Source organism: Chryseobacterium viscerum, assembly GCF_002899945.2.
Taxonomy (GTDB): domain Bacteria; phylum Bacteroidota; class Bacteroidia; order Flavobacteriales; family Weeksellaceae; genus Chryseobacterium; species Chryseobacterium viscerum.
This window is the reverse complement of sequence record NZ_PPEG02000009.1, coordinates 67538-91906: the sequence shown is the minus strand read 5'-3', so window position 1 is coordinate 91906 and position 24369 is coordinate 67538. Positions and strand designations below refer to the sequence as shown.

At 35.3% G+C, this 24369-nt stretch carries 18 protein-coding genes; 12 read left to right on the top strand and 6 right to left on the bottom strand.

Annotated features, from left to right (window positions below; translation table 11 throughout):
- Positions 1 to 40: 40 nt before the first annotated feature.
- Positions 41 to 1708, bottom strand: a complete 1668-nt coding sequence (locus tag C1634_RS20035; RefSeq protein ID WP_103232317.1) for a hypothetical protein — start codon at positions 1706 to 1708, stop codon at positions 41 to 43.
- Positions 1709 to 1817: 109 nt separating this feature from the next.
- Here C1634_RS20035 and rocD point away from each other — a divergent pair, with 109 nt between their 5' ends.
- Genes rocD through C1634_RS20000 form a run of 7 tightly spaced genes read left to right on the top strand, consistent with a single transcriptional unit; the run spans position 1818 to position 8840 of the window.
- Positions 1818 to 3065: an ornithine--oxo-acid transaminase gene (rocD, locus tag C1634_RS20030; protein WP_103232318.1), complete on the top strand. Its 1248-nt coding sequence runs from the start codon at positions 1818 to 1820 to the stop codon at positions 3063 to 3065.
- A complete protein-coding gene (locus C1634_RS20025) occupies positions 3066 to 3848 on the top strand; it encodes a glycosyltransferase family 2 protein (protein ID WP_103232319.1) in 783 nt (260 codons plus the stop codon).
- 1 nt (position 3849) lies between these two features.
- Entirely contained in the window at positions 3850 to 4614 is a 765-nt protein-coding gene (locus C1634_RS20020) for a polysaccharide deacetylase family protein (protein ID WP_103232320.1), read from the top strand.
- A 52-nt stretch (positions 4615 to 4666) separates the two neighbouring features.
- Complete coding sequence (locus C1634_RS20015) at positions 4667 to 5413, top strand: glycosyltransferase family 2 protein (RefSeq protein ID WP_103232321.1); 747 nt, start codon at positions 4667 to 4669, stop codon at positions 5411 to 5413.
- Between the two features lie 4 nt (positions 5414 to 5417).
- Positions 5418 to 6404 (top strand): glycosyltransferase family protein, encoded by a 987-nt coding sequence (locus C1634_RS20010; RefSeq protein ID WP_103232322.1) that lies wholly within the window; start codon positions 5418 to 5420, stop codon positions 6402 to 6404.
- Between the two features lie 3 nt (positions 6405 to 6407).
- Entirely contained in the window at positions 6408 to 7595 is a 1188-nt protein-coding gene (locus C1634_RS20005; RefSeq protein WP_109739026.1) for a glycosyltransferase, read from the top strand.
- A 3-nt stretch (positions 7596 to 7598) separates the two neighbouring features.
- A complete protein-coding gene (locus C1634_RS20000) occupies positions 7599 to 8840 on the top strand; it encodes a glycosyltransferase (RefSeq protein WP_109739025.1) in 1242 nt (413 codons plus the stop codon).
- On the opposite strand, the gene C1634_RS19995 is transcribed toward C1634_RS20000, so the two are convergent.
- From C1634_RS19995 to C1634_RS19980, 4 genes are all read right to left on the bottom strand, one after another.
- On the bottom strand, positions 8841 to 10100 hold the full coding sequence (locus C1634_RS19995) for a glycosyltransferase (protein ID WP_103233347.1): 1260 nt from the start codon (positions 10098 to 10100) through the stop codon (positions 8841 to 8843).
- Positions 10101 to 10127: 27 nt separating this feature from the next.
- A complete protein-coding gene (locus C1634_RS19990; protein WP_103233346.1) occupies positions 10128 to 10781 on the bottom strand; it encodes a glycosyltransferase in 654 nt (217 codons plus the stop codon).
- A 2-nt stretch (positions 10782 to 10783) separates the two neighbouring features.
- Complete coding sequence (locus C1634_RS19985; protein ID WP_109739024.1) at positions 10784 to 11581, bottom strand: glycosyltransferase family protein; 798 nt, start codon at positions 11579 to 11581, stop codon at positions 10784 to 10786.
- A 182-nt stretch (positions 11582 to 11763) separates the two neighbouring features.
- Positions 11764 to 13149 (bottom strand): MAC/perforin domain-containing protein, encoded by a 1386-nt coding sequence (locus tag C1634_RS19980; protein ID WP_103233344.1) that lies wholly within the window; start codon positions 13147 to 13149, stop codon positions 11764 to 11766.
- A 433-nt stretch (positions 13150 to 13582) separates the two neighbouring features.
- Here C1634_RS19980 and gltX point away from each other — a divergent pair, with 433 nt between their 5' ends.
- Entirely contained in the window at positions 13583 to 15091 is a 1509-nt protein-coding gene (gene gltX / locus C1634_RS19975; RefSeq protein ID WP_103233343.1) for a glutamate--tRNA ligase, read from the top strand.
- Between the two features lie 49 nt (positions 15092 to 15140).
- A complete protein-coding gene (locus C1634_RS19970; protein ID WP_109739023.1) occupies positions 15141 to 16097 on the top strand; it encodes an acetyl-CoA carboxylase carboxyltransferase subunit alpha in 957 nt (318 codons plus the stop codon).
- A 56-nt stretch (positions 16098 to 16153) separates the two neighbouring features.
- Here C1634_RS19970 and C1634_RS19965 read toward each other — a convergent pair whose 3' ends face one another.
- The gene (locus C1634_RS19965; RefSeq protein ID WP_103231241.1) at positions 16154 to 16927 is read right to left on the bottom strand and encodes a DUF6759 domain-containing protein; all 774 of its coding nucleotides are present in this window, start codon (positions 16925 to 16927) and stop codon (positions 16154 to 16156) included.
- A 145-nt stretch (positions 16928 to 17072) separates the two neighbouring features.
- Between C1634_RS19965 and tsf the strand changes: the two genes are divergently transcribed.
- The 3 genes from tsf to C1634_RS19950 all read left to right on the top strand — a co-directional run bounded on the left by tsf (position 17073) and on the right by C1634_RS19950 (position 24341).
- Positions 17073 to 17897 carry a translation elongation factor Ts gene (gene tsf, locus C1634_RS19960; protein ID WP_109739022.1) on the top strand — a complete coding sequence of 275 codons (825 nt, stop codon included), beginning with the start codon at positions 17073 to 17075 and terminating at the stop codon, positions 17895 to 17897.
- 194 nt (positions 17898 to 18091) lie between these two features.
- Positions 18092 to 21439: a T9SS type B sorting domain-containing protein gene (locus tag C1634_RS19955; RefSeq protein ID WP_103231243.1), complete on the top strand. Its 3348-nt coding sequence runs from the start codon at positions 18092 to 18094 to the stop codon at positions 21437 to 21439.
- Positions 21440 to 21518: 79 nt separating this feature from the next.
- Positions 21519 to 24341 carry a T9SS type B sorting domain-containing protein gene (locus tag C1634_RS19950; RefSeq protein WP_103231244.1) on the top strand — a complete coding sequence of 941 codons (2823 nt, stop codon included), beginning with the start codon at positions 21519 to 21521 and terminating at the stop codon, positions 24339 to 24341.
- Positions 24342 to 24369: the final 28 nt, after the last annotated feature.

The window sequence follows — 24369 nt, the reverse complement described above, 5'->3', positions numbered from 1 at the left end:
ACCATATAAAAACAGACAGTTCAATGAACTGTCTGTTTTTTTATAAATCATAAAATTCTTCCCCATCTTCACTTAGCCATCCTACTTTTCCATTTTCATCTTCAAAACGGGAAAAACGCATTGTAAGGTCATCCAGTTTTTTATACTTAATCTCCACATCATTGATAAAAGCAGACCTTGGTGAATACAGTCCTAATTTACCCTCTCTTTTCAGTTTATAATACCGGTCTAAAGAAATATTACTATTCGAAAAATCGCGGCTTGAATAATAGGTGCCTCCAAGACTCAGCATTGGCAAATCGGCTTTGAGATCTAAAATATCATCATAAGAATCATAAGAATTTCTGTTAGAATTATTCTGTTGTGATGTTAAACCTAAATAATCCACATGATAGAAAGGAAGTTCCTTACTTTCTTCTGAAACCACCAGAAAAAAAGGAATAAATCTATTTTCTTTTGTTTTCCTTTTTAAAACCACAGTCATAGGTTTTGAAGCAGTAGATTTCTGAAACAAAACGTTCTCATCATCTTTATTAATAGATGAAACACCTTCAAAGGGATTTAAGAAAGAGTATTTATTTTCCATCCGTATTTCATTACTTGCAAGAGGAGGATGAAATGATGAAACTCCATAATAAAAGACTTTATTATTTAAAGTAAATTCCTTTTCGTTGAATTCAAAATTTACATATTCCGATCTGGACATGCCCATTCTTGCACCACAGACAGCAAAATCTCTTAAATTATTTATAAATTTTGATGTTTTACTTTTTTTATAAATCTCATCTACTGTTTTTATTTCATTCCCGTCCAGTACAACATACATAAGCAGTCCATCATAGGTAGGTCTATGCCTTACAAAATTAGGGTTAAATCGGGTAGGCAAAATTTTCCGATATCCTTTTTCTATAAGCTTATTTCCATAGAAATCATAAAAATACCACAGACCATTCTCCTTTGCCAATATAGCATCAGCACAAATCATAATTTTCTCAAATGAAGACATGAGAACAGCCCCATCCTGATCATCATTTACACCGTATACTATTTTATCTCCAATAGTTTTTTTAGTAATTTTCAAAATCTGAGCATTGAAAAGAGTAGCAAACTTTTTATCAATAAATAGTACATCGCTGTTTCTAAACATATTTTTGAGCAGATCTTTCGCTCTAAAAAGATAAATATTGGCATCTACAATAAAAAAGTTAATCCCTTCAACTTTTTGAAAAGCATATTTTAAACTATATTTACTTGCATCCTCTTCTAGTTTGTAACCATAGTTTTCCTGGTATAACAATTGAGTAATATGGCCAGAATATGTGATCTGCCTCTGCACATTATCTGTTAATAATAATGAGCCATAGAAACAATAAGAGTATGATGTTTTTTCCCTTTTGTCAATAACTTTGAACGGCTTATTTCTAAACTGATCAAATTCTTTGATATCATCCGTTTTGACTGAACTGATAAGTTGAGCATCTTTCAAATAAAGATTCTCTTCTTCCTGATTTTTGAACGTTTCGGTCCTTGTTTCTACAAGTTCTATTTCATTATTCAGTTGATATCTTTCGATTTTATAGGTGAATTCTTTTTGAAAAGTATAAATATAAAACTCGCGATAGCCATTATGAAACAGAAGATATTTTTTATCCTGAGCCTTAACAACAGATAAAAATATTGCGAAAATAATTAATAATAGTTTTTTCATTCAGAAGGGTTATTCATTTTAATTTCAAAAATACATTTTTATTTTTCTCTAAAAATGCCAACATCTTAATCTCGCTAATATTGCGTAAATTTGTAGAAAACCTAAATATATGTCAACAGCAGAACAAACAAAAAACTCACAGTATTTTATTGACCTTGAAGACAAACATGGAGCACATAATTACCACCCACTTCCAGTAGTTCTAGATCGTGGAGAAGGCGTTTTCGTTTGGGATGTAGAAGGCAATAGGTATTATGATTTTCTTTCAGCATATTCAGCTGTGAACCAGGGACACTCTCACCCTAAAATTGTAGGAGCATTAGTAGAGCAGGCACAAAAGCTGGCTTTAACTTCAAGAGCTTTCTACAACTCCAAATTGGGAGAATACGAACAAAAAATTACAACTCTTTTCGGGTTTGATAAAGTTTTACCCATGAACTCCGGAGCTGAAGCCGTAGAAACAGCAGTAAAATTAGCCAGAAAATGGAGTTATGAAGTAAAAGGAATTTCGGAAAATGCCGCAAAAATAATTGTTTGCGAAAATAATTTCCACGGAAGAACCACTACTATTGTTTCTTTCTCTAACGATCCGGATGCTAACCAAAACTACGGACCTTTTACCCCTGGATTTATCAAAATTCCTTATAACGATATTGCAGCATTGGAAGAAGTGCTGAGCAGAGAAGCCGGAAATATTGCAGCATTCCTGGTAGAACCTATTCAAGGTGAAGCCGGAGTATATGTTCCTGACGAAAATTTCCTTAAAAACGCTTCAGAACTTTGTAAGAAGTACAACGTTCTTTTCATTGCAGATGAAGTTCAGACTGGTATCGCAAGAACAGGTAGACTGATTGCATGCCACCATGAAGATGTACAGCCGGATATCTTAATCTTAGGAAAAGCACTTTCCGGAGGAATGTATCCTGTATCTGCTGTTTTAGCTAATGATAGCATCATGAATGTGATCAAACCTGGACAACATGGTTCTACATTCGGAGGAAACCCAATTGCATGTGCCGTTGCAGTTGCAGCACTAGATGTAGTAGCTGAAGAAAAACTATCTGAAAGAGCTGAAGAATTGGGACAACTATTCAGAGCTGAAATTGAAAAGCTGATCGAAAAGTCTGATCTTATTACCAAAGTAAGAGGAAAAGGACTTTTAAATGCGATCCTGATCAATGATACTCCTGAAAGCTCTACTGCATGGAATCTTTGCTTACAGTTGAAAGAAAACGGATTACTGGCAAAGCCTACCCATGGTAACATCATCAGACTGGCACCACCATTGGTAATCACTGAAGAGCAATTGCTGGATTGTGTGAAGATTATTGAAAAGACTATTCTTGAGTATAAATAAATGACTCTTTCCCTTGCAATCATTACTTATAATGAAGAAGAAAATATCGTAAGACTTTTAGATTCATTAGTAGATATAGCTGATGAAATGATCATTGTCGATAGCTTTTCTACGGATAGGACAAAAGAAATTGCTACTCAAAAATATCCTCAGGTACAATTCTTTGAGAAAAAATTCAACGGGTATGGTGAACAAAAAAACCATGCCCTTAGTTTATGTTCTCATGAATGGATTCTATTTTTGGATGCTGACGAAATTCCTGATGAAACCCTGAAAAGATCCATACAAAAAATCGTTTCTTCAGCAAACCCAGAATTCAATGTATATAAGGCCAAATTCAACAATCATCTCGGCTCTCATCTGATCAAATATGGAGGTTGGGGAAATGTATACCGTGAAAGGCTGTTCAGAAAAAAATATGCAATGTATTCTGATGATAAAGTCCATGAATTTTTGATTACCGATGAAAAAACTGGTGTCCTGGAGGGAAGACTAGATCATTATACCTACAAAAGCATCCATCATCATGTCTCAAAAATCAACAAATATTCCGATATGATGGCGGAAAAAATGTTTGAAAGAGGAAAAAAGATCAACAGATTCAAAATCATTGTAAGCCCAATATTTGAATTTATCAAAGTTTTGATTTTCAAACGTGCTTTTCTGGATGGATTTCCTGGGTTTTATATTGCCAAAACGATGTCCTATTACACCTTTTTGAAATATATTAAGCTGCGTGAAAAAATAAGACTCATGGAACTTGAAAAAAAAAGGTTAAAATAATATGATCTTTTATTTGATCCCTATTGTATTGGCGGTATTTATCGTCGTGTATTTCCGTCTGTATCTTTTTGCTTTCCCATACAACAGACTGGTTATTCTCATGTACCATCAGATTGAAAAGGAAAGTCATGAAGATCTTACCATAAGTCTGGAAAATCTTGAACAGCAGTTTTCTTATCTGAACCGTAAAAAGTATACTTCTAAGTTTTTTTCAGAGCTCAGTATTGCGACGAAAAAAAACATCATTATCACCTTTGATGACGGATATAAAAACAATCTTGAGTATTTACCATCTTTATTGGAAAAGTACAATCTTAAGGCTACCATTTTTATTCCTACAGGATTTATCGAAAAAGGATATAAAAATTATTCCATGATGACTTTTGAAGAAATCAGAAATTTGGATAAAAATTATTTCGAAATTGCACTTCACAGTCATGCTCATGAAAACCTGAAAAATGTCTCCATTGATTTTATAGAAAAAGATCTAGAAAGGAATATGGAAGTTCTTGACGCTCATAATATAGAGTATTCAAGGGTTTTAGCCTATCCGTATGGAAAATACCCCCAAAAAAAAGAGGAGAAATCTGCTTTTTTTTCTATTTTGAAAAAAATAGGAATTGATTTTGCAGTAAGAATTGGAAATAAGGTGAATTATTTCCCTACACAGCATCATTACGAACTGTGCAGGGTTGATATAAAAGGCAAAGATTCGCTAATAAAGTTCAAATTAAAACTTATCTTTGGGAGATTAAAACTATTTTAAAAACGATTTTAAAGAAGTATCAGTGTACTTCTCTATCAAACAAAGCGTTGTAATGAATATAACTGGTTTGATCATAACATATAACGAAGAAAAAAACATACAGGATGTCCTTGAGTCTTTTGATTTTTGTGATGAGATAATAGTAATAGACTCATTTAGTAAGGATAAAACTGTAGAAATTGCAAAGAAATTCCCCCATGTAAAAGTGATTCAAAATAAATTTGAAGACTTTACAAAGCAAAGAAATCTGGCTCTGGATGCTTCTAAAAATGATTGGGTATTATTTTTGGATGGTGATGAAAGAATAACTCCCGCCTTAAGGCAGGAAATTATAGAGGAGATGAATAAATCCGGGCAAAAGGATGCCTATTATTTTTACAGGAAGTTCTTTTTTGCCCAGAAACCGATTCATTTTTCAGGAACACAGTCTGATAAAAACTTTAGGCTTTTCAGAAAATCGAAGGCCAGGTATATGGCAGGAAAAAAGGTACATGAAACTCTGGAAGTTAACGGAACCATCGGGGTTTTTAAAAATAAATTACTTCATTATTCCGTTTCAGATTATGAATCATATAGAAAAAAAATGGTTCATTACGGAATTTTAAAGGGTAAAGAACTGGCTGCAAAAGGGAAAAAGTACAGTGTTTTAGTTCAATATCTTAAAACAGCTTTTAAATTCTTTAAAGCCTACATAATGAGACTTGGTGTTTTAGACGGTAAAGAAGGGTATCAGTTATCTTACCTGCAATCTTTAAGCGTGTATGAAACCTATGAATCATTAAAAAAAGAGCAAAATTAGTTGAATGAAGATTTGTATCATTAGTTATGATTTTTGGGATTATGATAAGTATATTGTTGAAACATTATGCAAACGGGGTATTGATGCGCATCATGTAAAGATCAGTACCGTTACTCATTCCAACTTCAATGAAAGAGCAGTAAATGCTTTAAGCAAAACTTTTTTAAGCAAAAATCTTAAGACTGAAAAAAGACAAAAATACGTTCTGGATTCCCTGGAAAAATTGGGACATCAGGACCAGATACTGGTGATGAATCCGGATACATTTGATCTTTCGACCCTTAAAAAGATTAGAAAATATACAGACCGCCTGGTCACTTATCTTTACGATAATCTTGAAAGAGTTCCTGTAGAAGATAAACTCTATCTTTTTGACAAAGTGTTCTCTTTTGATTATATAGATGTCAAAAAGCATGGATTTGAAAAACTGACGAATTACATCTATCTTCCTCACTGCGCGAAAGAAATTCAGCAACCGGAAATGGATCTTTTCTATATCACATCGTATGATAACAGAAGGGTTTCCCTGATAAAACTGCTGGCTAAAAAGCTGATTGAACAGGGGCTGAAATTCCAGATTATGATCATCGGAAAAAAATCATGGAAACATCAGCTGACCAATATGTTCATGACCGTACCTAAAAACCTTTTCCTGATTTTCAGCATCAAAAAGATTCCTCATAACGATCTCCCAAAATATTATAAGAACTCAAAGGTCTTGCTTGACCTGATGCGCGAGGGCCAATATGGGCTTAGCTTCCGGGTTTTTGAGGCCATGTCTCTGGAAAAGAAAATCATTACTGATAATGAAGCCATTAAAACCTATGATTTTTACAATCCCAATAATATTTTGATTTTAAACAAAAATATTAGTAATCTTGACAAATCTTTTTTTGAAAAACCTTACGAAAAAATTCCGGAAGAAATCTATTACAGATACACTTTGGATAGTTGGGTAAATAAAGTTTTTGAACTGGATACTAAAAACTAGCAAATGGGAATCTTAAAAAAAATAAAAAAACACTTCGAAAGAAAAGAAAAACTCAAATATCTTCAGTCTCAGGATATTGTCAACATCAATCTGTATGACGCTTCCCAAAAAACAATCCTGTTTGCTTCAAGAGATTTTCCTGCCCATGATAAAGAATCCGGAGCCAACAGACTGAAAGAACTTATATTCATTTATAAAGAATTAGGATATAACTGCATTTTATTCGCTCCCCATATTTTTGAAGACAATTCTTATGTAAAGTTTTACCAGCAGCACAATGTTATTGTCTATACAGAGAACAATAAGTATAAAAATATCTATGATTTTCTGTCTTCTTTTAAAAAGATAGATTACGTTTGGTTTAATGGTCCTCTGGCCCTGAATCTGTTCTACAAAAAGATGAAAGCTCTTTTACCTTCTGCCAAATTCATTTACGATATGGTAGATATTCATTTTTTAAGGTTTAAAAGAGCGATCGACCTGGAGCCAACCCGCATTTCTTTAAAGAAAAATTATAAACATTTTTTCCGCTTGGAAACCGTTGTTGCTCCACAGCTGGATTACATTATTGCGATCTCTGACAAGGAGAAAGAAATTATGAGCCAGTACGCAGATCAAAATAAGATCATTACCATTTCCAATATCCATTATCCTAAAATTGATATTTCTGAAAGGAAAAATTTCAGTGAGAGTAAAGGAATTACCTTCATTGGATCTATCCACGAACCGAATATAGATGCTGTAAAGTTTTTATATGAAAAAATAATGCCCATCGTCTGGAAAACAAATCCAGAACTGGAAGTAAGCATTATTGGAAATGTTGCTGAAAAGCTGGATCTTAAACTATATCCTAAGTTTAAATTTTTAGGATTTGTGGAAAGCATTGAAGAGCATTTCATGAATTCGAAAGTTATGGTAGCTCCTTTAAGATTCGGTGCTGGGGTAAAAGGAAAGATCGGACAGGCCTTTGAGTTTTTTTTCCCTGTAGTTACCACAGATATCGGTGCTGAAGGAATGAAACTTACAGATAAAAAAAATGTATTGATTGCCAATGATGAAAAGATTTTTGCAGAAGCGATTATTCAGCTGCATAATGATGAAGAGCTTTGGAATACTTTAAGCCAAAATTCTGTAGACAGTCTGAGAGCATTTTCACCCGAAGAAGTAAAAGAAAAACTTAAAACATTATAATCCATGTCATTAAGTGTAAATTATCATGGTTTTTTTGACGGTAATTTTGGAATTTCCGAAGCAACCCGACTGAATGCCTTAGCATTGGAAGCAATCGGCATCAAAGTAAACCGCATCAATTATTCCAGTGAAACTTTTGAAAGAATCGATAGCGGTGCTGAAGCATCATCTCCGATTAATGTTTTCCACATTAACATCAATTTTATCAACAATTTTTTCTCTAAGAATCAGGATCTGAATCTTAAAGATCATTACAATATCATTTACTGGGCCTGGGAATTTCCTGAGGTTTCTGATAAGGTCGTTGAAATATTAAATGTTTTTGATGAGCTCTGGGTACCTAGTGATTTCTGTGTGAATATTTTCACAAAATATACAGGAATTCCGGTAATCAGATTTTCTCATCCGATTCAAAAAATGGCTGAGTCTAAAGATTTTGACCTGAGCCAGTATAATATTTCTCCAGATTCAAAGGTCTATCTTACGATTTTTGATTCTTTGAGCACGACGATCAGAAAAAACCCGGAAGCTACGCTTGAGGCCTTCACAACGGTTTTTAAGGAGGATAAAAACAGTGTTCTTATTGTTAAGACCCATAATCTTGAAAAAAGTAAAGATGCTCAAAAAGCATTGGAGGCATACAATAATATTCCCAATGTGATCATTATCAATGAGCATTTTTCAAAGGAAAAACTGCACTCCCTGATCCAGCAGTCTGATGTGTTGATCTCGCTGCACGGTTCCGAAGGTTTCGGTCTCACAATGGCAGAGGCAATGGCTTATGGAAAAATTGTAGTCGGAACAGGCTATTCCGGAAACCTCGACTTTATGAATGTAAACAATAGTTTCCTGATACAGTATGACTTCATCAAAACTTCCAATACAAAAGGATTGATAGACGAAGGGTTAACGCTTGCCAAGCCCAGCCTGAAAGATGCCGTTGAAAAGCTTCAGTATATTAAAAATAATTTTGATGCCCTGGCTTCAATAAGAGAAAATGCAAAATCTCAGATCGCCGAGAACTTTTCAATCCAGTCCATTGGGGAACTGTTCAAAATTAGATTGAATTTTATTGATGGTTTTGGTAAAAAAGAAAGCACTGGAGGTAGTGATGTAAATAATGTTTTTTACCTGAGCGAAATTGAAAGATTACATACGAAAATCAACTATCTTGAACGAACTCTTTACAATAAAGCAAGAAAGAAAGTGAATGCTTTCCTCAAAAAAATCAAAGGCAAGAAGTAATTATTTCTTGCCTTTTCTATTTCTGAAATACATCTTAATATTGTAGATAAACTGAATCGGAGCACTTTTCTTGTAGATTCTTAAATCTTTTTTTAACAGAATGTTTTCCACATACAGTTTGATTAATGTTGATTTGTTCTGCTCAATTCTTTTTTCATTAAAAAGCTCTTCACATCTCATTTTGATCAGCTGTCCTACTCTTTTCAGCGAAAGGTTTTCTATAATGGTTTCCTGCCCTTTTTCAGCTTTTTCCTGTACATCTTCCCTTCCTTCATAAACAGCTGTCAAATAATCTCCTGCTTCCTGCAATGAAGGTTCTGACCATACTGTATTGGCTGAATAATTGATCACATTGGAGTCGGAAACAATCACTTTTGCCGGAACCAAAAAGCTATTTCCCGTATTCATAAATTCCAGATTCCCGGAATATCCTGTAGCAATTATCGGCTTTTTAAAATACATCGCTTCAGCCATTGTCAAACCAAATCCTTCAGATCTATGAAGAGAAATATAGCTGTCACAATTGCTGATCACATAGTTCAGGGCATTTTTATCAAAAACCTTTTCAACAATTTTGATCTTCTTTGAATCTCCTATTGCCTGGATCAGTTGTTCTTTTTCCGTAGGAAATCTTTGAGAGCGTGAAGTTTTAATCGTCAGAAATGCATTATTTTCTCTCTGATCAAAAGTTTCTCTGAAAACTTTAATAAGATTGATCACATTTTTCCTGTCAACGGAACTATTATAATCAAAAATGAACAGGAAATTAAAAAGGCTTTTATCATAAAATTGCAATGCATCTTCATCATCGGTTTCTTTCAAATCAATATTGATGGGATGTGGAATAACCCTTACCGGCAGGCTCACATATTTTTCGATGCATTCTTTACAATAAGTAGATGGCGTCCAGATCTCATCAAAAAGGTTCATATTCATCACATAATCTTCAGGAATTGTTTCAGACTCCCATGCCATGTAAAGAATATTATATTTATCCTTAAAGAATGAATGATCAAAATAATCAAAGAAATTAGGAGTCTCTGAAGGAGATATCTGGATCAGATTGATCGGATATGGTGCATGATCAGAAAACTCTGTAAAAGTAAGGTCATTATTATTGTGATTGGTCGTCACATTATAATTGATCAGGCTGATAGGAACCCCTACACTCTGTATCGCCTTACAATTAAGTCTTGTTGCTTCAGCAATGCCAAATTCTCCATTAATAAATCCAAAAACGTTAATTCCTAAATCTGCCATTTTAGTTTTCTATATAATTCAAACTGATTAATCTTCCAATGTTTCATAAAAATCATTCTGCTTTTTCTGCTTTTCAAAATTCTTTTTATGCACTAATGATAATTCGTATTTTTTGGGAACTTCTGTAAAGTTTTTGTTTCCATACAAAACTTCATGTACTTTGTTTTTCCAGAAGATTTTTTTATTGTTCTTGATAATCCTTGCCTGGTAGTCAGGGAAATTAATATACCCTTCGGCATTCATATCCCAGCCCATCTGCTGTACATATTCTCCTGTAATTCCTTCTACAATATTGATTCTCGGTACCAGGAACATTTCAACACTTTTTTCTTTTTTAAGATAAGGTTTCAATGTTTTGATGAATTGCTCGGTAGGGTATTCATCTGCATCAATCTGGAACAGATACTGACAGTTTGCTTTTTCTATTAACCTGTTTTTAAAAGTTGCAAAATCCCCGTCCAGTCTTGCTTCAAGTTTTACAATCGTATCATAATTAGCAAGCAATTCTGTCACTTCTTTGTTTTTATTGGTGATATCCTGAAGAACAATAATCTCATCATTCTTGTCGATCAAAGGAAGGAGAATCTCCAATAATTTTTTTAGTTCTTTTACTTCATCATTGACGGTAATTCCGTAAGAAACTGTTATAAATTTGCTGGAAAAGCGTGAAAGTAGGCTCATAACTAATTGTAGATTATAGGATAATTGCCGGAAAAGTGGGTGAAATAATTTTCAGCAATAATTTGTTGTACATAATTTTTATATTTCTTCGTGGGATAAAAGCAGCTTCCCGCTTTTTTGTAGTAATATCTTCTGAAAAATCCCGGAAGTTTTCTCTCGTTATTTTCTACTTCATTCCCTTGTTCTGTTCCTTTTATTTTGTATAAAATCTGAACATTGAATGCAGGGGGTAAAGCTTCAAACCAATTATTGATCTGGGAAAAATAGGCGAATGGCGTTTCTTCAAAACTATTCAGCTCCCCTTGATTATGATCTGAATAATAATATTCTTCAAAGATATCAGCCACTTTTTCAGGTCTGAAAACAAATACTCCGCCATTGATGCTTCCCTGTAATAAAGGATTCATTTCAAAATGACGATCTGTAAAATATATTTCACTGGTCTCTTCCAATATTCTTGGAATATGTCCCCAGGTTTTTTTGAACTCTTCAGTTCCTCTCGGATCCAAAATAGCGCCAAAGTATTTGTCTTCCGGAAGATAATCAAAAATTGAAGGTGCTTTATCTGAAATAATGATATCAAGATCCAAAAAAAGAACCATATCATAATCTCTTGTTTCTGCGGGAATCAGCAGTTTTTGAGATAGAAGCGGACGATGAAAAGTATCATCCATAGGTTTGTCAATAATCTTTAAATCTGCTCCACATTTTTTAGCATAGCTTTCAAACCTTGCTCTATTTTTGTTGTACATTTTCCAGTACTTCTCTCCTACAATAAAAAGACAGATTGCTTTTTTCATTGATCCTCTAAATTTATAAGTTACAAAAATACATTTTTAATGATAAGACTGCCTGAAATATTCTTTCGGTATTGTCATTATCAGCGAAAAAAAAATCTTTATTATTAAATTCCCTTCGTTACTGCATCAAAAAACCGTCCCAAAAATGAGACGGTCTGCTTGTAAAATATCAATATATTTAATTAATAGGCATAGAATTCAATTCCCTCAGAAGCATAACCAGATGGTCTTACGCCTGATCTTGAATAATAATGATCTTTACCATTCCAATATCTGTAAATAGGAACTGTATTAGGCTGCTGAGTTGCAAATGCATTAAACTCAATTCCTTCTTCTACATACCCCTGGTAATACCCCGGAGTTTTTGTATAATAGTGATCTCTCCCGTTATAATATCTGTAAATAGGAACAGTGTTTGGAGCTTTATATAAGAATGCATTGAACTCTATCCCTTCAAAAGAATACCCGCTATAGCTTCCCGGAGTTCTTGTATAGTAATGATCTAATCCGTTGTAATATCTGTAAATTGAAATGGTGTTGAATTCAAGATACACTTTATTGTCAATAAGATATTGATCTACATAAGCTTTAAGCTGAGCTTTTTTAGCCGCATCTTTCACTAGATCGTAAATAATCACCAATCCGTTGTTTCCAAAATCTACCAAAACTGAATTGCTTGCATTAGAGCTGTTCTGCCAGTTGGAAATATTAATTTTAGGATTTGTCTGATCAAGATTCAGATCTCCTACCAATCCTTTTGAAGGGTCTCCTCCTCTTGTTTTATAGGCTAATTTTTTAGAATAGTTCATGGATGATTCAGCAGTGTTCACATCATTTGTAACATCTACATCAAAAATATCTTTCATCCCTACTTTCACCCCGATTCTTGCAGCACGATCACGGCTTTGGCTTCTTGTTTCTGCCTGGAACATAACATCCAGTTTAGCACCTGTATAGATATCAAGTGTTACGTGAGTTCCGTAGTCCTGTACAATCTGTTGTGGAGTTTTTGTCTGTAAATCCTGAACAAATTCCGGAGTCAGATAATCTCCCAACATATCTGTCGTCGCATTGAATCTTAATCTTTTCTGTCTGATCGTCAGGTTATAACTTCCGTAGATATATTTTGCATCAAACTTATTGTTTGTAGTTACTGCAGAATTGAATCCTACTGAAAGTGTTTTCTTAAACAAAGGAATACCGGCTGTAACATTTACTTTGGTAGAAACCATTTTAGAGTATGACTCTGCATTTTCACCATATTCCTCAACATATTCCTGTGAGAATGTGTTTTCGCTCACTAATCTGTTCGCTTGTTCTGTTTTAAAACGATCAATATCAATCACTTTAAAACCTGCTGCAGTAGCATTGGCATATTCACCGGCAACATTATAACCATGCCCTAAGACGTCATAAATCCCGTCTCCTGCAAATTTGGCAGCCGATAAACGATTGCTTTTTGCTGCTGGACTGTCGGGAGTTACTTCAGTATTCAGCTCTTCTGTAGAACATGAGCTCATGAAAAGCATCAGTAAACTACTGAAGCAAAATAAAATTTGTTTTTTCATAGTAATATTTAAAAGTTTCGGCAAATATAATATTCAACAAGCAGTGATAAAAGCAATAGCACAATGATATATATCATTATTTAGTGAATTTAACATTTAATTAAACTCCTATTAATAAATGACATACTCATCACTATTTGTAATGTAAGAAAACAAAAAGAGTGAAAAATCTAATTAATCAAACACGCCAGAAGCTTTTATTTCCAGCACAATCCGCCAGTATAGGGCTTATATTTTCACAACACCTTATTTTAAATTATCATTTATAGCTTACAATAATTATTCGTCATTATACGATTGATCGCTTTTAAACAGTGTTTCATGAAAATCTATAGAAATAAATAAAAAAGTTAGAGTCAAAAAACCAATACCGGGTTATAAATCATCTCGTAAACGCATAATTTTAAGTAAATTTGCAAAAATTAAAATTGAAATGGAGAAAGTAAGAGTACGTTTTGCTCCAAGTCCTACAGGACCTTTACATTTGGGAGGCGTAAGAACTGCATTATATGATTATCTTTTTGCTAAAAATCAAGGGGGAGAGTTTGTATTAAGAATTGAAGATACAGATACCGCAAGATATGTAGAAGGAGCTGAAGAATATATAGAAGAAGCTTTAGAATGGTGTGGAATTATCCCTGATGAAAGTCCTAAGAAAGGAGGGAAATATGCTCCTTACAGACAATCTGAAAGAAGAGATATCTATGATCGATATACAGAGCAGATCTTAAAAACAGATTATGCTTATATCGCTTTTGATACTGCAGAAGAATTAGATGCAATTCGTGCAGAGTACGAAGCAAAAGGTGATGTTTTCTCATATGACAACAAAACCAGAAACCGTTTAAGAAACAATCTTGCCCTTTCTGAAGAAGAAGTTCAAAAATTATTGGACGAAAAGACTCCTTATGTCGTAAGATTCAAAATGCCTGTTGACAGAGTATTGAACCTTCAGGATATCATTCGTGGAAAGTTCTCCGTCAATACGAATACTTTAGATGATAAAGTTTTGGTAAAGAATGACGGAATGCCTACCTACCACTTCGCAAACATCATTGATGACCACGAAATGGAGATTTCTCACGTCATCCGTGGGGAAGAATGGCTGCCTTCTTTAGGACTTCATACACTTTTATACGAAGCAATGCAGTGGGAAGCACCACAATTTGCACACCTTTCTTTAATTCTAAAACCAGAAGGGAAAGGAAAATTAAGCAAAAGAGATGGTGATAAATTCGGGTTCCCGGTATTCCCGCTTGATTTCAAAGATCCTGTTACAGGAGTAATTTCTAAAGGATACAGAGAAAACGGTTATCTTCCAGATGCTTTCATCAATATGGTAGCACTATTGGGATGGTCTCCTGCAGATGATAAAGAAATTCTTCCTTTGGAAGAGATGATCAAGGAATTCGACCTTCATAAAGTACACAAAGCTGGTGCAAGATTCAGTAAAGAAAAATCTGAGTGGTTCAACCATCAGTATATGCAGATGAAGTCTGATGAAGAGATTCTTGAAATCCTGAAAAATACAGATCTGGATTTTTCCGGGGCTTCTGATGAGAAACTGATGAAAGTAATTCATCTGATGAAAGAAAGAGCAACGTTCCCGAAAGACATCTATGAAAACGGAAAATTCTTCTTTGAAGCTCCAACGTCTTACGATGAAAAAGCTTCAAAAAAAGCTTGGAATGACGAAACTTCTGCAATTTTAGGAGAATTGGCATCTGCTTTTGAAGCTACAGACTTCACGGCTGAAACATTGAAGCAGACCATGCATGATTTTGCTGAAAACAAAGGATTGGGTATGGGTAAAGTGATGATGCCACTACGATTGTCTTTAGTAGGAGAATTGAAAGGTCCGGACGTTCCGGATATTCTGGAAACCCTTGGTAAAGAGGAAAGTGTCTCCAGAATAAACAATGCTATAAATAATTTTAAATAGAATAACCATAATTTTTCATACATTTGAAAGATTTAATTTACTTCAAGAAATGGAATATTTAAGTTTCGAACTTCCTATCAAAGAATTGATGGATCAATACCAGACGTGTTCTTTAGTAGGAGAAGAAAGTGGTGTTGATGTAAAATTAGCATGCAGCCAGATTGAGGATAAGATTTTAGAAAAGAAAAAAGAAATCTATGGAAATCTTACCCCTTGGCAAAGAGTACAAATGTCTCGTCATCCAGATCGTCCTTATACCTTAGACTACATCCACGGAATGGCGGATAAAGGCAGTTTCTTAGAGCTTCACGGAGACAGAAATTTTGCTGATGATCCGGCTATGATTGGAGGATTGATTACCCTTGACGGTCAAAAAGTAATGATCTTAGGGACTCAAAAAGGGAGAACAACTAAAGAAAGACAGTATAGAAGATTTGGAATGCCAAATCCGGAGGGATACAGAAAAGCTTTAAGACTAATGAAGCTTGCTGAGAAATTCAATATTCCTGTGGTAACTTTAGTAGATACACCGGGAGCTTATCCAGGATTGGAAGCTGAAGAAAGAGGACAGGGAGAAGCTATTGCAAGAAACATTTTTGAAATGGTTCAGCTGAAAACGCCAATCTTCACTTACATCATCGGAGAAGGAGCCAGTGGTGGAGCATTAGGAATAGGTGTAGGAAATAAAGTATATATGTTGGAAAACACTTGGTATACCGTAATCGCACCTGAAAGCTGTTCTTCTATCTTATGGAGAAACTGGGATCACAAGGAAGATGCAGCCAATGCATTGAACCTTACTCCAGCAGATGCTTTAAGAGAAAAGTTCATCGACGGGATTATTGAGGAACCGCTTGGAGGTGCTCATTATGACCAGGAGACAACTTATTTAAACTTGAAAAATTCTATTTTACAAAATATCAAAGCTTTCTCCAAATTTACAGGACAGGAGCTTGAAACCCAGAGACAAGATAAATTCATTGCGATGGGTCAGTTTAAAGGATAAAAAATAAAAAGGTTAAGAATTTCTTCTTAACCTTTTTTCTTTAGTTTTCTTCTGTTCTATTCTGCAACGTTCAATGCTATTTCAATATCCTGTTCAATTTTCTTTAAAGAAGAATATTTGGCATCACACACCATGGTTGTCATGACATATTCACCTTTATCTACCAAAATAAAGTTTTCTCCTTTTGCAGGAACAGTTAGGTTATAATATTTTTTGCCGCTTATTTTTACAATAAGGTTACAGGCTGATCTGTTTTTAATATTGACGTACGCTTCACTTTTATTGACATCATTATTAAAGAGATGAGTCAGCATGGCTGCCCTTCTTTTATTTTCTTCGCTTGGTTCAGATTTAGAGGTTCCCGCAGTCTTTGCCGCAGAACCTACTGAACCTACTGAAGCATAGGTCGTTCTTCTTTCTTCTTTTAAAGCATCAATAGCAGCAGCTGTATTATTAGAAACAGGCTTACCATTAGCGGTATAGGTTTTATTCGCTGCGACTGTTTTACCACTGTTTAGCTCGTTATTCTTTACGATATTTTCAATTTTTTCTTTACTGATCGGTTTTATAGTAGGCTTTGCTTCGGGAGAATTACCTGCCATAATAATATCAATCAGTTTTCTTTTAAAAAAATCTGTTTTAGCGTGTCCCGGATTCTGTTTCAAAAAGCCGGCAATGACTCTTGCCTCTTTTGAAATCTCTGCTTCCTGTTCTGTATAGATGATTACAGTTTCTTTTTCAACAACAGCTTTAGATTTTGTTTTTTTCTTTTTTTGGGAAAAACCAAGTGAGAAAATGCATATAAATAGGAGGAATAAGATTTTTTTCATTAATCAAATCTTTAAAATAGTATTAAATATATTAATAACGTGAAAAGTCATTTTTTAGTTTATCATTAAAATCATTATCTTTGCACTGCTCTAAATTTAAGCTAAAAATTAATACTAATCTTAAATAAAAAAAATAATAGATATTATGTCTTATACACCAGCTGCTGCAGACGTAGCAAAATTGAGAAACCAAACAGGTGCAGGTATGATGGACTGCAAGAAAGCTTTAGTTGAAGCTGAAGGAGACTTCGAAAAAGCGGTAGATATCCTTAGAAAAAAAGGACAAAAAGTTGCTGCTAACAGAGCTGACAGAGAATCTGCTGAAGGTGCAGTAATCGCAAGAGTAAACGAGGACAACACTTTAGGTGTGGTAATCTCTCTAAACTGCGAAACTGACTTCGTTGCTAAAAACGAAGCGTTCATCGAACTAGCTTACGAATTAGCTGAAATGGCAATTTTCGCTGCTACTAAAGAAGAACTTTTGGCTACAGATTTCCACGGACTTACTGTTGCTGACAAATTAATTGAGCAAACAGGAGTTATCGGTGAAAAAATCGAGATCGGTTCTTTCGAAAGAATCCAAGGAGATTTCTTAGGAGCTTATATCCACGCTGGAAACAAAATTGCTGCAATCACTTCTCTTTCTGCTAAGGTAGACGGATCTGACGAAGCTGCTAAGTCTGTTTCTATGCAGGTTGCTGCTATGAACCCAATCGCTTTGGACGAAACTAGAGTTTCTCAGGAGACTATCGACAAAGAATTAGAGATCGAAAGACACAAACTTACTGAAGAAGGTAAGCCTGCAAACATTATCGACAATATTCTTAAAGGTAAAATGCAGAGATTCTACAAAGACAACACTTTGGTACACCAAGACTTTATTAAAGACTCAAGTATCTCAGTTGCTGATTACGTAAAATCTGTAAACGCAGACCTAAAAGTAACAGGATTTGTAAGAGTAAGCTTATAATCCATCTTTTAAAAAAATATGAGATCCCGGTGAAGTTCACCGGGATTTTTTTATTCTAAAAAGGCGTTATTATTAACACAATATGACGAGAGTTTTAAATATTCGATAATTACACAACAATCACGATTTCAAAGTTTTTTTTGTATAAAAAATTGATTATTAATGTTTAAATTTGCGGCCCCATATAATAACGCATGAAAAAATTTCTACTGGCTATTTGCTCTTTTCTTTGTTTATTTGCTAATGCACAATTGGATTCTGAGCATTGGATCGCTCCTATGTCGGCAAGCAGTCTTCTTGGAACACCGAAAGGATATCTTTACCTTTCAACCAATGAAACAATTCCCTTTTCTGTACAGGTGTATAACAACAACAATGTAATTTCTACTGTTCAGGTAAGCAAAGGAAATCCGACACAAGTAACCATCCCTAACAATATGATGATTGCTTCTGCCCCATCCGGGTTGTTTACTTCCACCTCAATGGGATTATATGTAAAAGGAAGTAAAAAATTCTTTGCCAGCTATAGATTTACTGTACAGGACCAGGCGGAATTTATTACCTCAAAAGGATTAGCCGGACTTGGAAAAACTTTCTTTGTGGGAATGGCCCCTAATACGACGGCCAAACCTTATGTGAACTCTACTATTGGAGTCACTGCAACGGAAGACAATACTACTGTAACGTTATCCGGATATAACCCTGGTGTTGTTTTTTCTGACGGTATTTCAGCTCCGTCAAGAACTTTCACAATCAATAAAGGAAAATCATACATCCTTGAAGCGCAGAGTAATCTTAATCCTAATAACTTAGCAGGACTGGTAGGAGCAAAAATTGTTGCCAGTAAACCAATCACTGTAACCAACGGAAACTTCAACAGCATCTATACTACCCAAAACAATACGAATGTAGACGTTCTTATGGATCAGGCTGTTCCTGTGGAAAGACTGGGAAAAGATTTTGTAATGGTAAAAGGAAACGGACCTGCAAATTCAGGAATGGAAGCAGCCGTAGTGATTGCAACGGTAAATAATACCAAACTTACCGTAAATGGAATCCTTTTGAATAATGTGACCTTAAATGCGGGACAATATTATGTTGTTCAGGGAACTAATTATGTAAACCAGGTGAACGGAAATTACAATATGAGTATTTCCGCCAACAATAATGTATATGTATATCAGCTTCTTGCTGGAACATCTTCAGGTACGGTGTATGCGACAGGCGGAATGAACTTTATCCCTCCATTAAGTTGTTTCTTACCCAAAGAGATCAACGAAATTGGATTTATTAATAAAATAGGAAATGATACTTTCAATACCAGACTTAATATTATTACTCAGACAGGTGCTGCAGTAACAATTAATGGAAATCCAATTGCAGCGGGTACCGGACCGGCACCTGTGACAGGAAATCCTAACTGGGTTACCTATTCTATTCCGAGTGTAACAGGAAATATAACCGTTGCTTCTACAAAACCGGTTACAGCAGGAATTGCTGCCGGAAACGGAGCGGTAGGATATGGAGGTTATTTTGCCGGATTCTCATCTATTCCGGTGATTACAAAAACAGGCGATTGTTATAATGGGGTTCTTCTTTCTGTAGAAAGTGGTTATGATGCCTATCAATGGTATCTTAACGGAACTCTGATCAACGGAGCTACATCACCGTCTATCAACCCGGATTTATATGGCTCGGGAGTGTATACTTGTTATATTACCAGAACCAATTGTGAATCCAGACTTACTGCAGAATTTGATTATACCGTATGTCCGCCCATCACTACGACTACTTATGATATTGGATCATGTGCTACAAAAATCATCAATCCTGTATTGAGCAATTCCACTCAGGCTGTGGATCCAACCAACACAAGCATTATTGTACATCCTACCAATGGAACTGTTTTTGTAAACCCTACAACAGGACAGATTACCTATACTCCTAATGCAGGTATTACAACAAATACATCTGATACTTTCACTTATTATATTCAGGGAACCGGAAATCCGGCTGCTTTTGAATATTTTAAAATTATAATCAACACTCATGTGTTCCAGGTAACCAATGCTTCTTTGACTTCTTGTGCAGCAGCCAATGGAAACGGAACATTCAACCTGACTACAGCAATTATCACTCAGGAGCCGGGTGCTGTGGTTACTTATTTTACCAATGCTAATTTAACAGGGCAGATTGCCAATCCAGCAGCTTATTCGGGACAGTCGGGAACGATCTATGTGAATGTAACCTCTTATGGATGTTCTAAAACAGCTACCATCACATTAAATACCTATCCTACTCCCAACCTTAATACGAGTAACTTCAATACTGCGATTTGTGATGATAATTTTGATGGAGTTGTAAATGTCAACTTTACCAATGTAACCCCACAAATTGTAACGAATCCAGCGAACTTCATTGTAAAATATTATCTAAATCAGGCTGATGCAAATGCTGGAAACAACAATAATCTTCCTGCTAACTGGACTTTCACAGCCAATACAATTGTCTATGTAAGAGTATCCGGTGTTGTTGGAGAATGTCCTCCTGCTTTGGGCCAAATCAACTTTACTATTGGAAACAAGATTCCTTTGATTACCAATAATGGACAGGCTGATATCTGTGATAATGATCTTAATGGTTCTGAAGCAGTAAACCTTAATGATTATAAAGCTTTATTCACCACAGATCCAGGGGTAATTCTATCATTCTACACCTCACTGGCGAATGCACAGGCAGGACTAAATCCTATTGCAGCATCGCAAACGCTTACTTCTTTTAGCAATGTTTTTTATGTAAGATTTCAAAGCAGTACGGCATGTACTAATACAGCTGTTTTAACTCTTACTCTTAAAACGCCTAAAAAATCAACCCAATTACGTGATCAGGTTATCTGTTCTAATGAAAAAATAATGCTGGATGCAGGTCCCGGATTCACTTCGTACTTATGGAGTACCGGCGCTACTTCTCAAAATATTTCTGCAGGAGCCGGAACTTATTATGTAGATCTTGGATTCAACGGATGTGTATACCGTCAGTATGTAAATGTAACAACTTCACAAGCACCTATTATTACTAAAATAGATGTTGTAGGCTCTACAGCCACTATTTTTGTAACCGGAGGAACAGCTCCTTATAAATATTCATTAAACGGTTTCGATTACCAGGCTTCCAATGTTTTCACAGGATTATCAAGAGGTCTTCATACTGTATATGTATTGGGTTCTGATGGATGTAGTCACGTAACCAAAGAGTTTTTGGTTCTTAACCTTATCAATACGATTACCCCGAATGGAGATGGAATAAATGATGTTCTTAATTATTCAGAATTAAGGATCAAACAGAACGTTACAATTGAGATTGCGGACCGCTACGGAGCCTCTGTATATAAGTCTTCTGACAAAAATTATACATGGGACGGAAAATCGAATGGGAGAAACCTTCCTACGGGAACATATTGGTATATAATCAGATGGACAGAACCAGATACGAAATTACCAGTTTCGTATTCAGGATGGCTTTTAATTAAAAATCGGGAATAATCTTTTAACATTTATTTAAATTTTATTAAAAGTATTTCATTTTTTATTTTAATTTTGTAGAAATCCTAATTCCATACACATGAAAAGATTTCTACTCAGTTTGGTATTAATTTTTTTGACAATTAATACACTCTTTGCACAAAGGGATAGCGAGCATTGGATTGCTCCTTATTATGACAGTGTTGGAGGGTATACGAACATGATATACCTTTCCACTGATTCTACAACTCCCTTTGATGTAACTATTTACAACAACAATGCTGTAGTCACGACGGTTACCATCAGTAAGGGTAGCCCGCAAACCTACAAGGTTGCCAACAACCTTATTTCTACAGGTACAACTACAGAAGCATTCAATGTAGGTAATAAAGGACTATATTTAAAAGCATTAAAACCTTTTTATTGTAGTTTAAGACTTGCTCAGAGTGTTCACGGAGAAGTTATTACCAGTAAAGGAAGAGCTGGAATCGGAAAAACATTTTTCGTTGCGAGTGCTCCCAATACCAATACAAGCAGTATTCAGAACTTTACAGCAGGTATCCTTGCTACTGAGGACAATACTAATGTAACCGTATCATGGAATCCTACTGCCGGAGTCGTTTTTATCAATGGAACTCCTCCAGGTAACACCCATACCTTTACCTTGCAGAAAGGACAATCTTTCATTCTTGCAGGATCAGGTACCCAGTCGGCCAACAAGAATGGTTTTATCGGAGCAAAAGTGGTAGCAGACAAACCTGTAACCCTTACTAATGGAAGTTGTAATGCCAACTTCTCTACTTCACCATCCGGTAGTGACCCGGTTCTGGATCAATCTGTACCGGTTGACAGACTTGGAAATACATTTGCTATTGTAAAAACAAGATCTACTGTCCCTACCCAGAATATGGAAGGAGGACTTATCATTGCTACAGAGGACAACACTGAAGTCTTCTTAAATGGTGGTGGTATGCCAGTGGCAACACTTGCTGCCGGAGGATGGTACAGAATCAATGAGACCAGCTATGTGGCTCAAGGTACTTCGGGGCATTCAAATATGTTTATTTCAACAACCAAAAACGTATATCTATATCAGTTCGTAGGGGTAGGTAATAGTGAAGCTACCAACGGGTTCAACTATATACCGCCATTGAACTGTTTCCTTCCAAGAAAAATTGATGAAATTGGAAAGATCAATGAAATGCCAATTGGAACAGCTGGAGCCAGTGCAGTTCAGGATATTATTGTAAAATTAAATATCTTAACAGAGACAGGGGCAACAGTATTGGTAAATGATGCGCCTCCAGCTGCGACAGACGGTCCATATCCATTGGCAGGAAACTCCAACTGGGTAACGTATGGAATTACCGGAGTAACAGGAAATATTAAAATCACTTCTACAAAAGCTGTAACAGCTGGTATCAATGGTGGATTCAGTTCTGCAGGATACGGTGGTTACTTTGCCGGATTCTCATCAATCCCTGTAATTGCTAAAAAAATAGGAGAATGTGTACCAGGGATTATTCTTGAAGTAGATGACGGATATGAAACATACCAATGGTACCGTGATGGAGTAGCTATTTCAGGGGCAACTACTTACACTTATACACCTACACAGTCAGGAAACTATACTGTAAAAGTAACGATGGGAACATGTCCTCCAGTGACAACTCCTATCTATAAAGTACAAAACTGTTTAAAAGAAACGACACAAGCGCTTAATGCTTGTTCTACTAAAATTATTACGCCTACGTTTACATCGTCAACACAAGCAGTAGTTCCAACTACAGTAGTAATTTTAACTCCTCCTACAAAAGGAACCGCTGTGGTTAATCCAAACGGAACAATCACCTACACTCCGAATGCAGGATATTTAGGATCAGACAAGATTATTTATAAATTCTGTGGAAACTCAGTAGAGTTTACAGATTGTGAGCAGGTAACATTAAACCTTACTGTAGTACCATTCATTGTAACAGATACTTCTATTAAGGCATGTTGGTACGATGTAGCTCCTTATGCTTATTTTGATCTTACCAAAGCTAAAGTAACAGACTATAATGCGGTTACAAAAAAATACTACCGTACTTTAAACGATCTTACGGCAGGGATCAATGAAATCACAACACCAGAAAACTTCCCTTCAACAGGTGGATTTGTATATGTGAAAGTAACGACTGCTGAAGGATGTACAGCGAATGCAAAAATTGAATTAATTGTACTTCCAATCAAAAAATCTCCTATCCTGGTAGATCAATATATCTGTATGGATGCAAAAACAAACCTGGATGCAGGTTCTGGATACGACTCATACCTATGGAGCACAGGTGCTACCACTTCAGGGATCAGAGATGTAGGCGTTGGAGAATATTCTGTAATACTAAGTAAGAACGGATGTTTCCTTACTCAGACTGTAAAAGTGAAGAAAGTTGAAGATCCGGTTATTCAAACCATTGAAATCAACAACAACACAGCGACAGTAATTGTAAGCGGAGGGAAAGCTCCTTACAAATATGCAGTTGACGGAACGGCTAACTGGCAGGATTCAAGTACTTTCACAGGTTTAACAAGAGGACAGCATACTTTCTATGTAAAAGATTTTTATAACTGTACTCCTATTTCTGTTGAAATTACCATCCCTAATCTATTAAATGCCATTACCCCTAATGGAGATAATGTAAATGATTATATAGATTACAGTGAACTGGCTTATAAAGACAACCTAACATTTGTAGTATATGACAGATATGGAAATATGGTATTCACCGGAAATAAATTCAATAACTTCAGATGGGACGGTAAGCACTTTGATAAGAAAATAGGAACAGGAACTTACTGGTATCATATCAACTGGACTGAGTCCAACAAAGAAAAGACTCCAGTAAAATATACAGGTTGGATTCTTGTTAAAAACAGAGAGTAATAATTAGTTTAAAACTATATTTTATAAG

Coding starts and splice junctions, on each gene's coding strand:
- C1634_RS20035 (WP_103232317.1), bottom strand. CDS start 1,708: ATGAAAAAACTATTATTAATTATTTTCGCAATATTTTTATCTGTTGTT.
- rocD (WP_103232318.1), top strand. CDS start 1,818: ATGTCAACAGCAGAACAAACAAAAAACTCACAGTATTTTATTGACCTT.
- C1634_RS20025 (WP_103232319.1), top strand. CDS start 3,066: ATGACTCTTTCCCTTGCAATCATTACTTATAATGAAGAAGAAAATATC.
- C1634_RS20020 (WP_103232320.1), top strand. CDS start 3,850: ATGATCTTTTATTTGATCCCTATTGTATTGGCGGTATTTATCGTCGTG.
- C1634_RS20015 (WP_103232321.1), top strand. CDS start 4,667: ATGAATATAACTGGTTTGATCATAACATATAACGAAGAAAAAAACATA.
- C1634_RS20010 (WP_103232322.1), top strand. CDS start 5,418: ATGAAGATTTGTATCATTAGTTATGATTTTTGGGATTATGATAAGTAT.
- C1634_RS20005 (WP_109739026.1), top strand. CDS start 6,408: ATGGGAATCTTAAAAAAAATAAAAAAACACTTCGAAAGAAAAGAAAAA.
- C1634_RS20000 (WP_109739025.1), top strand. CDS start 7,599: ATGTCATTAAGTGTAAATTATCATGGTTTTTTTGACGGTAATTTTGGA.
- C1634_RS19995 (WP_103233347.1), bottom strand. CDS start 10,100: ATGGCAGATTTAGGAATTAACGTTTTTGGATTTATTAATGGAGAATTT.
- C1634_RS19990 (WP_103233346.1), bottom strand. CDS start 10,781: ATGAGCCTACTTTCACGCTTTTCCAGCAAATTTATAACAGTTTCTTAC.
- C1634_RS19985 (WP_109739024.1), bottom strand. CDS start 11,581: ATGAAAAAAGCAATCTGTCTTTTTATTGTAGGAGAGAAGTACTGGAAA.
- C1634_RS19980 (WP_103233344.1), bottom strand. CDS start 13,149: ATGAAAAAACAAATTTTATTTTGCTTCAGTAGTTTACTGATGCTTTTC.
- gltX (WP_103233343.1), top strand. CDS start 13,583: ATGGAGAAAGTAAGAGTACGTTTTGCTCCAAGTCCTACAGGACCTTTA.
- C1634_RS19970 (WP_109739023.1), top strand. CDS start 15,141: ATGGAATATTTAAGTTTCGAACTTCCTATCAAAGAATTGATGGATCAA.
- C1634_RS19965 (WP_103231241.1), bottom strand. CDS start 16,927: ATGAAAAAAATCTTATTCCTCCTATTTATATGCATTTTCTCACTTGGT.
- tsf (WP_109739022.1), top strand. CDS start 17,073: ATGTCTTATACACCAGCTGCTGCAGACGTAGCAAAATTGAGAAACCAA.
- C1634_RS19955 (WP_103231243.1), top strand. CDS start 18,092: ATGAAAAAATTTCTACTGGCTATTTGCTCTTTTCTTTGTTTATTTGCT.
- C1634_RS19950 (WP_103231244.1), top strand. CDS start 21,519: ATGAAAAGATTTCTACTCAGTTTGGTATTAATTTTTTTGACAATTAAT.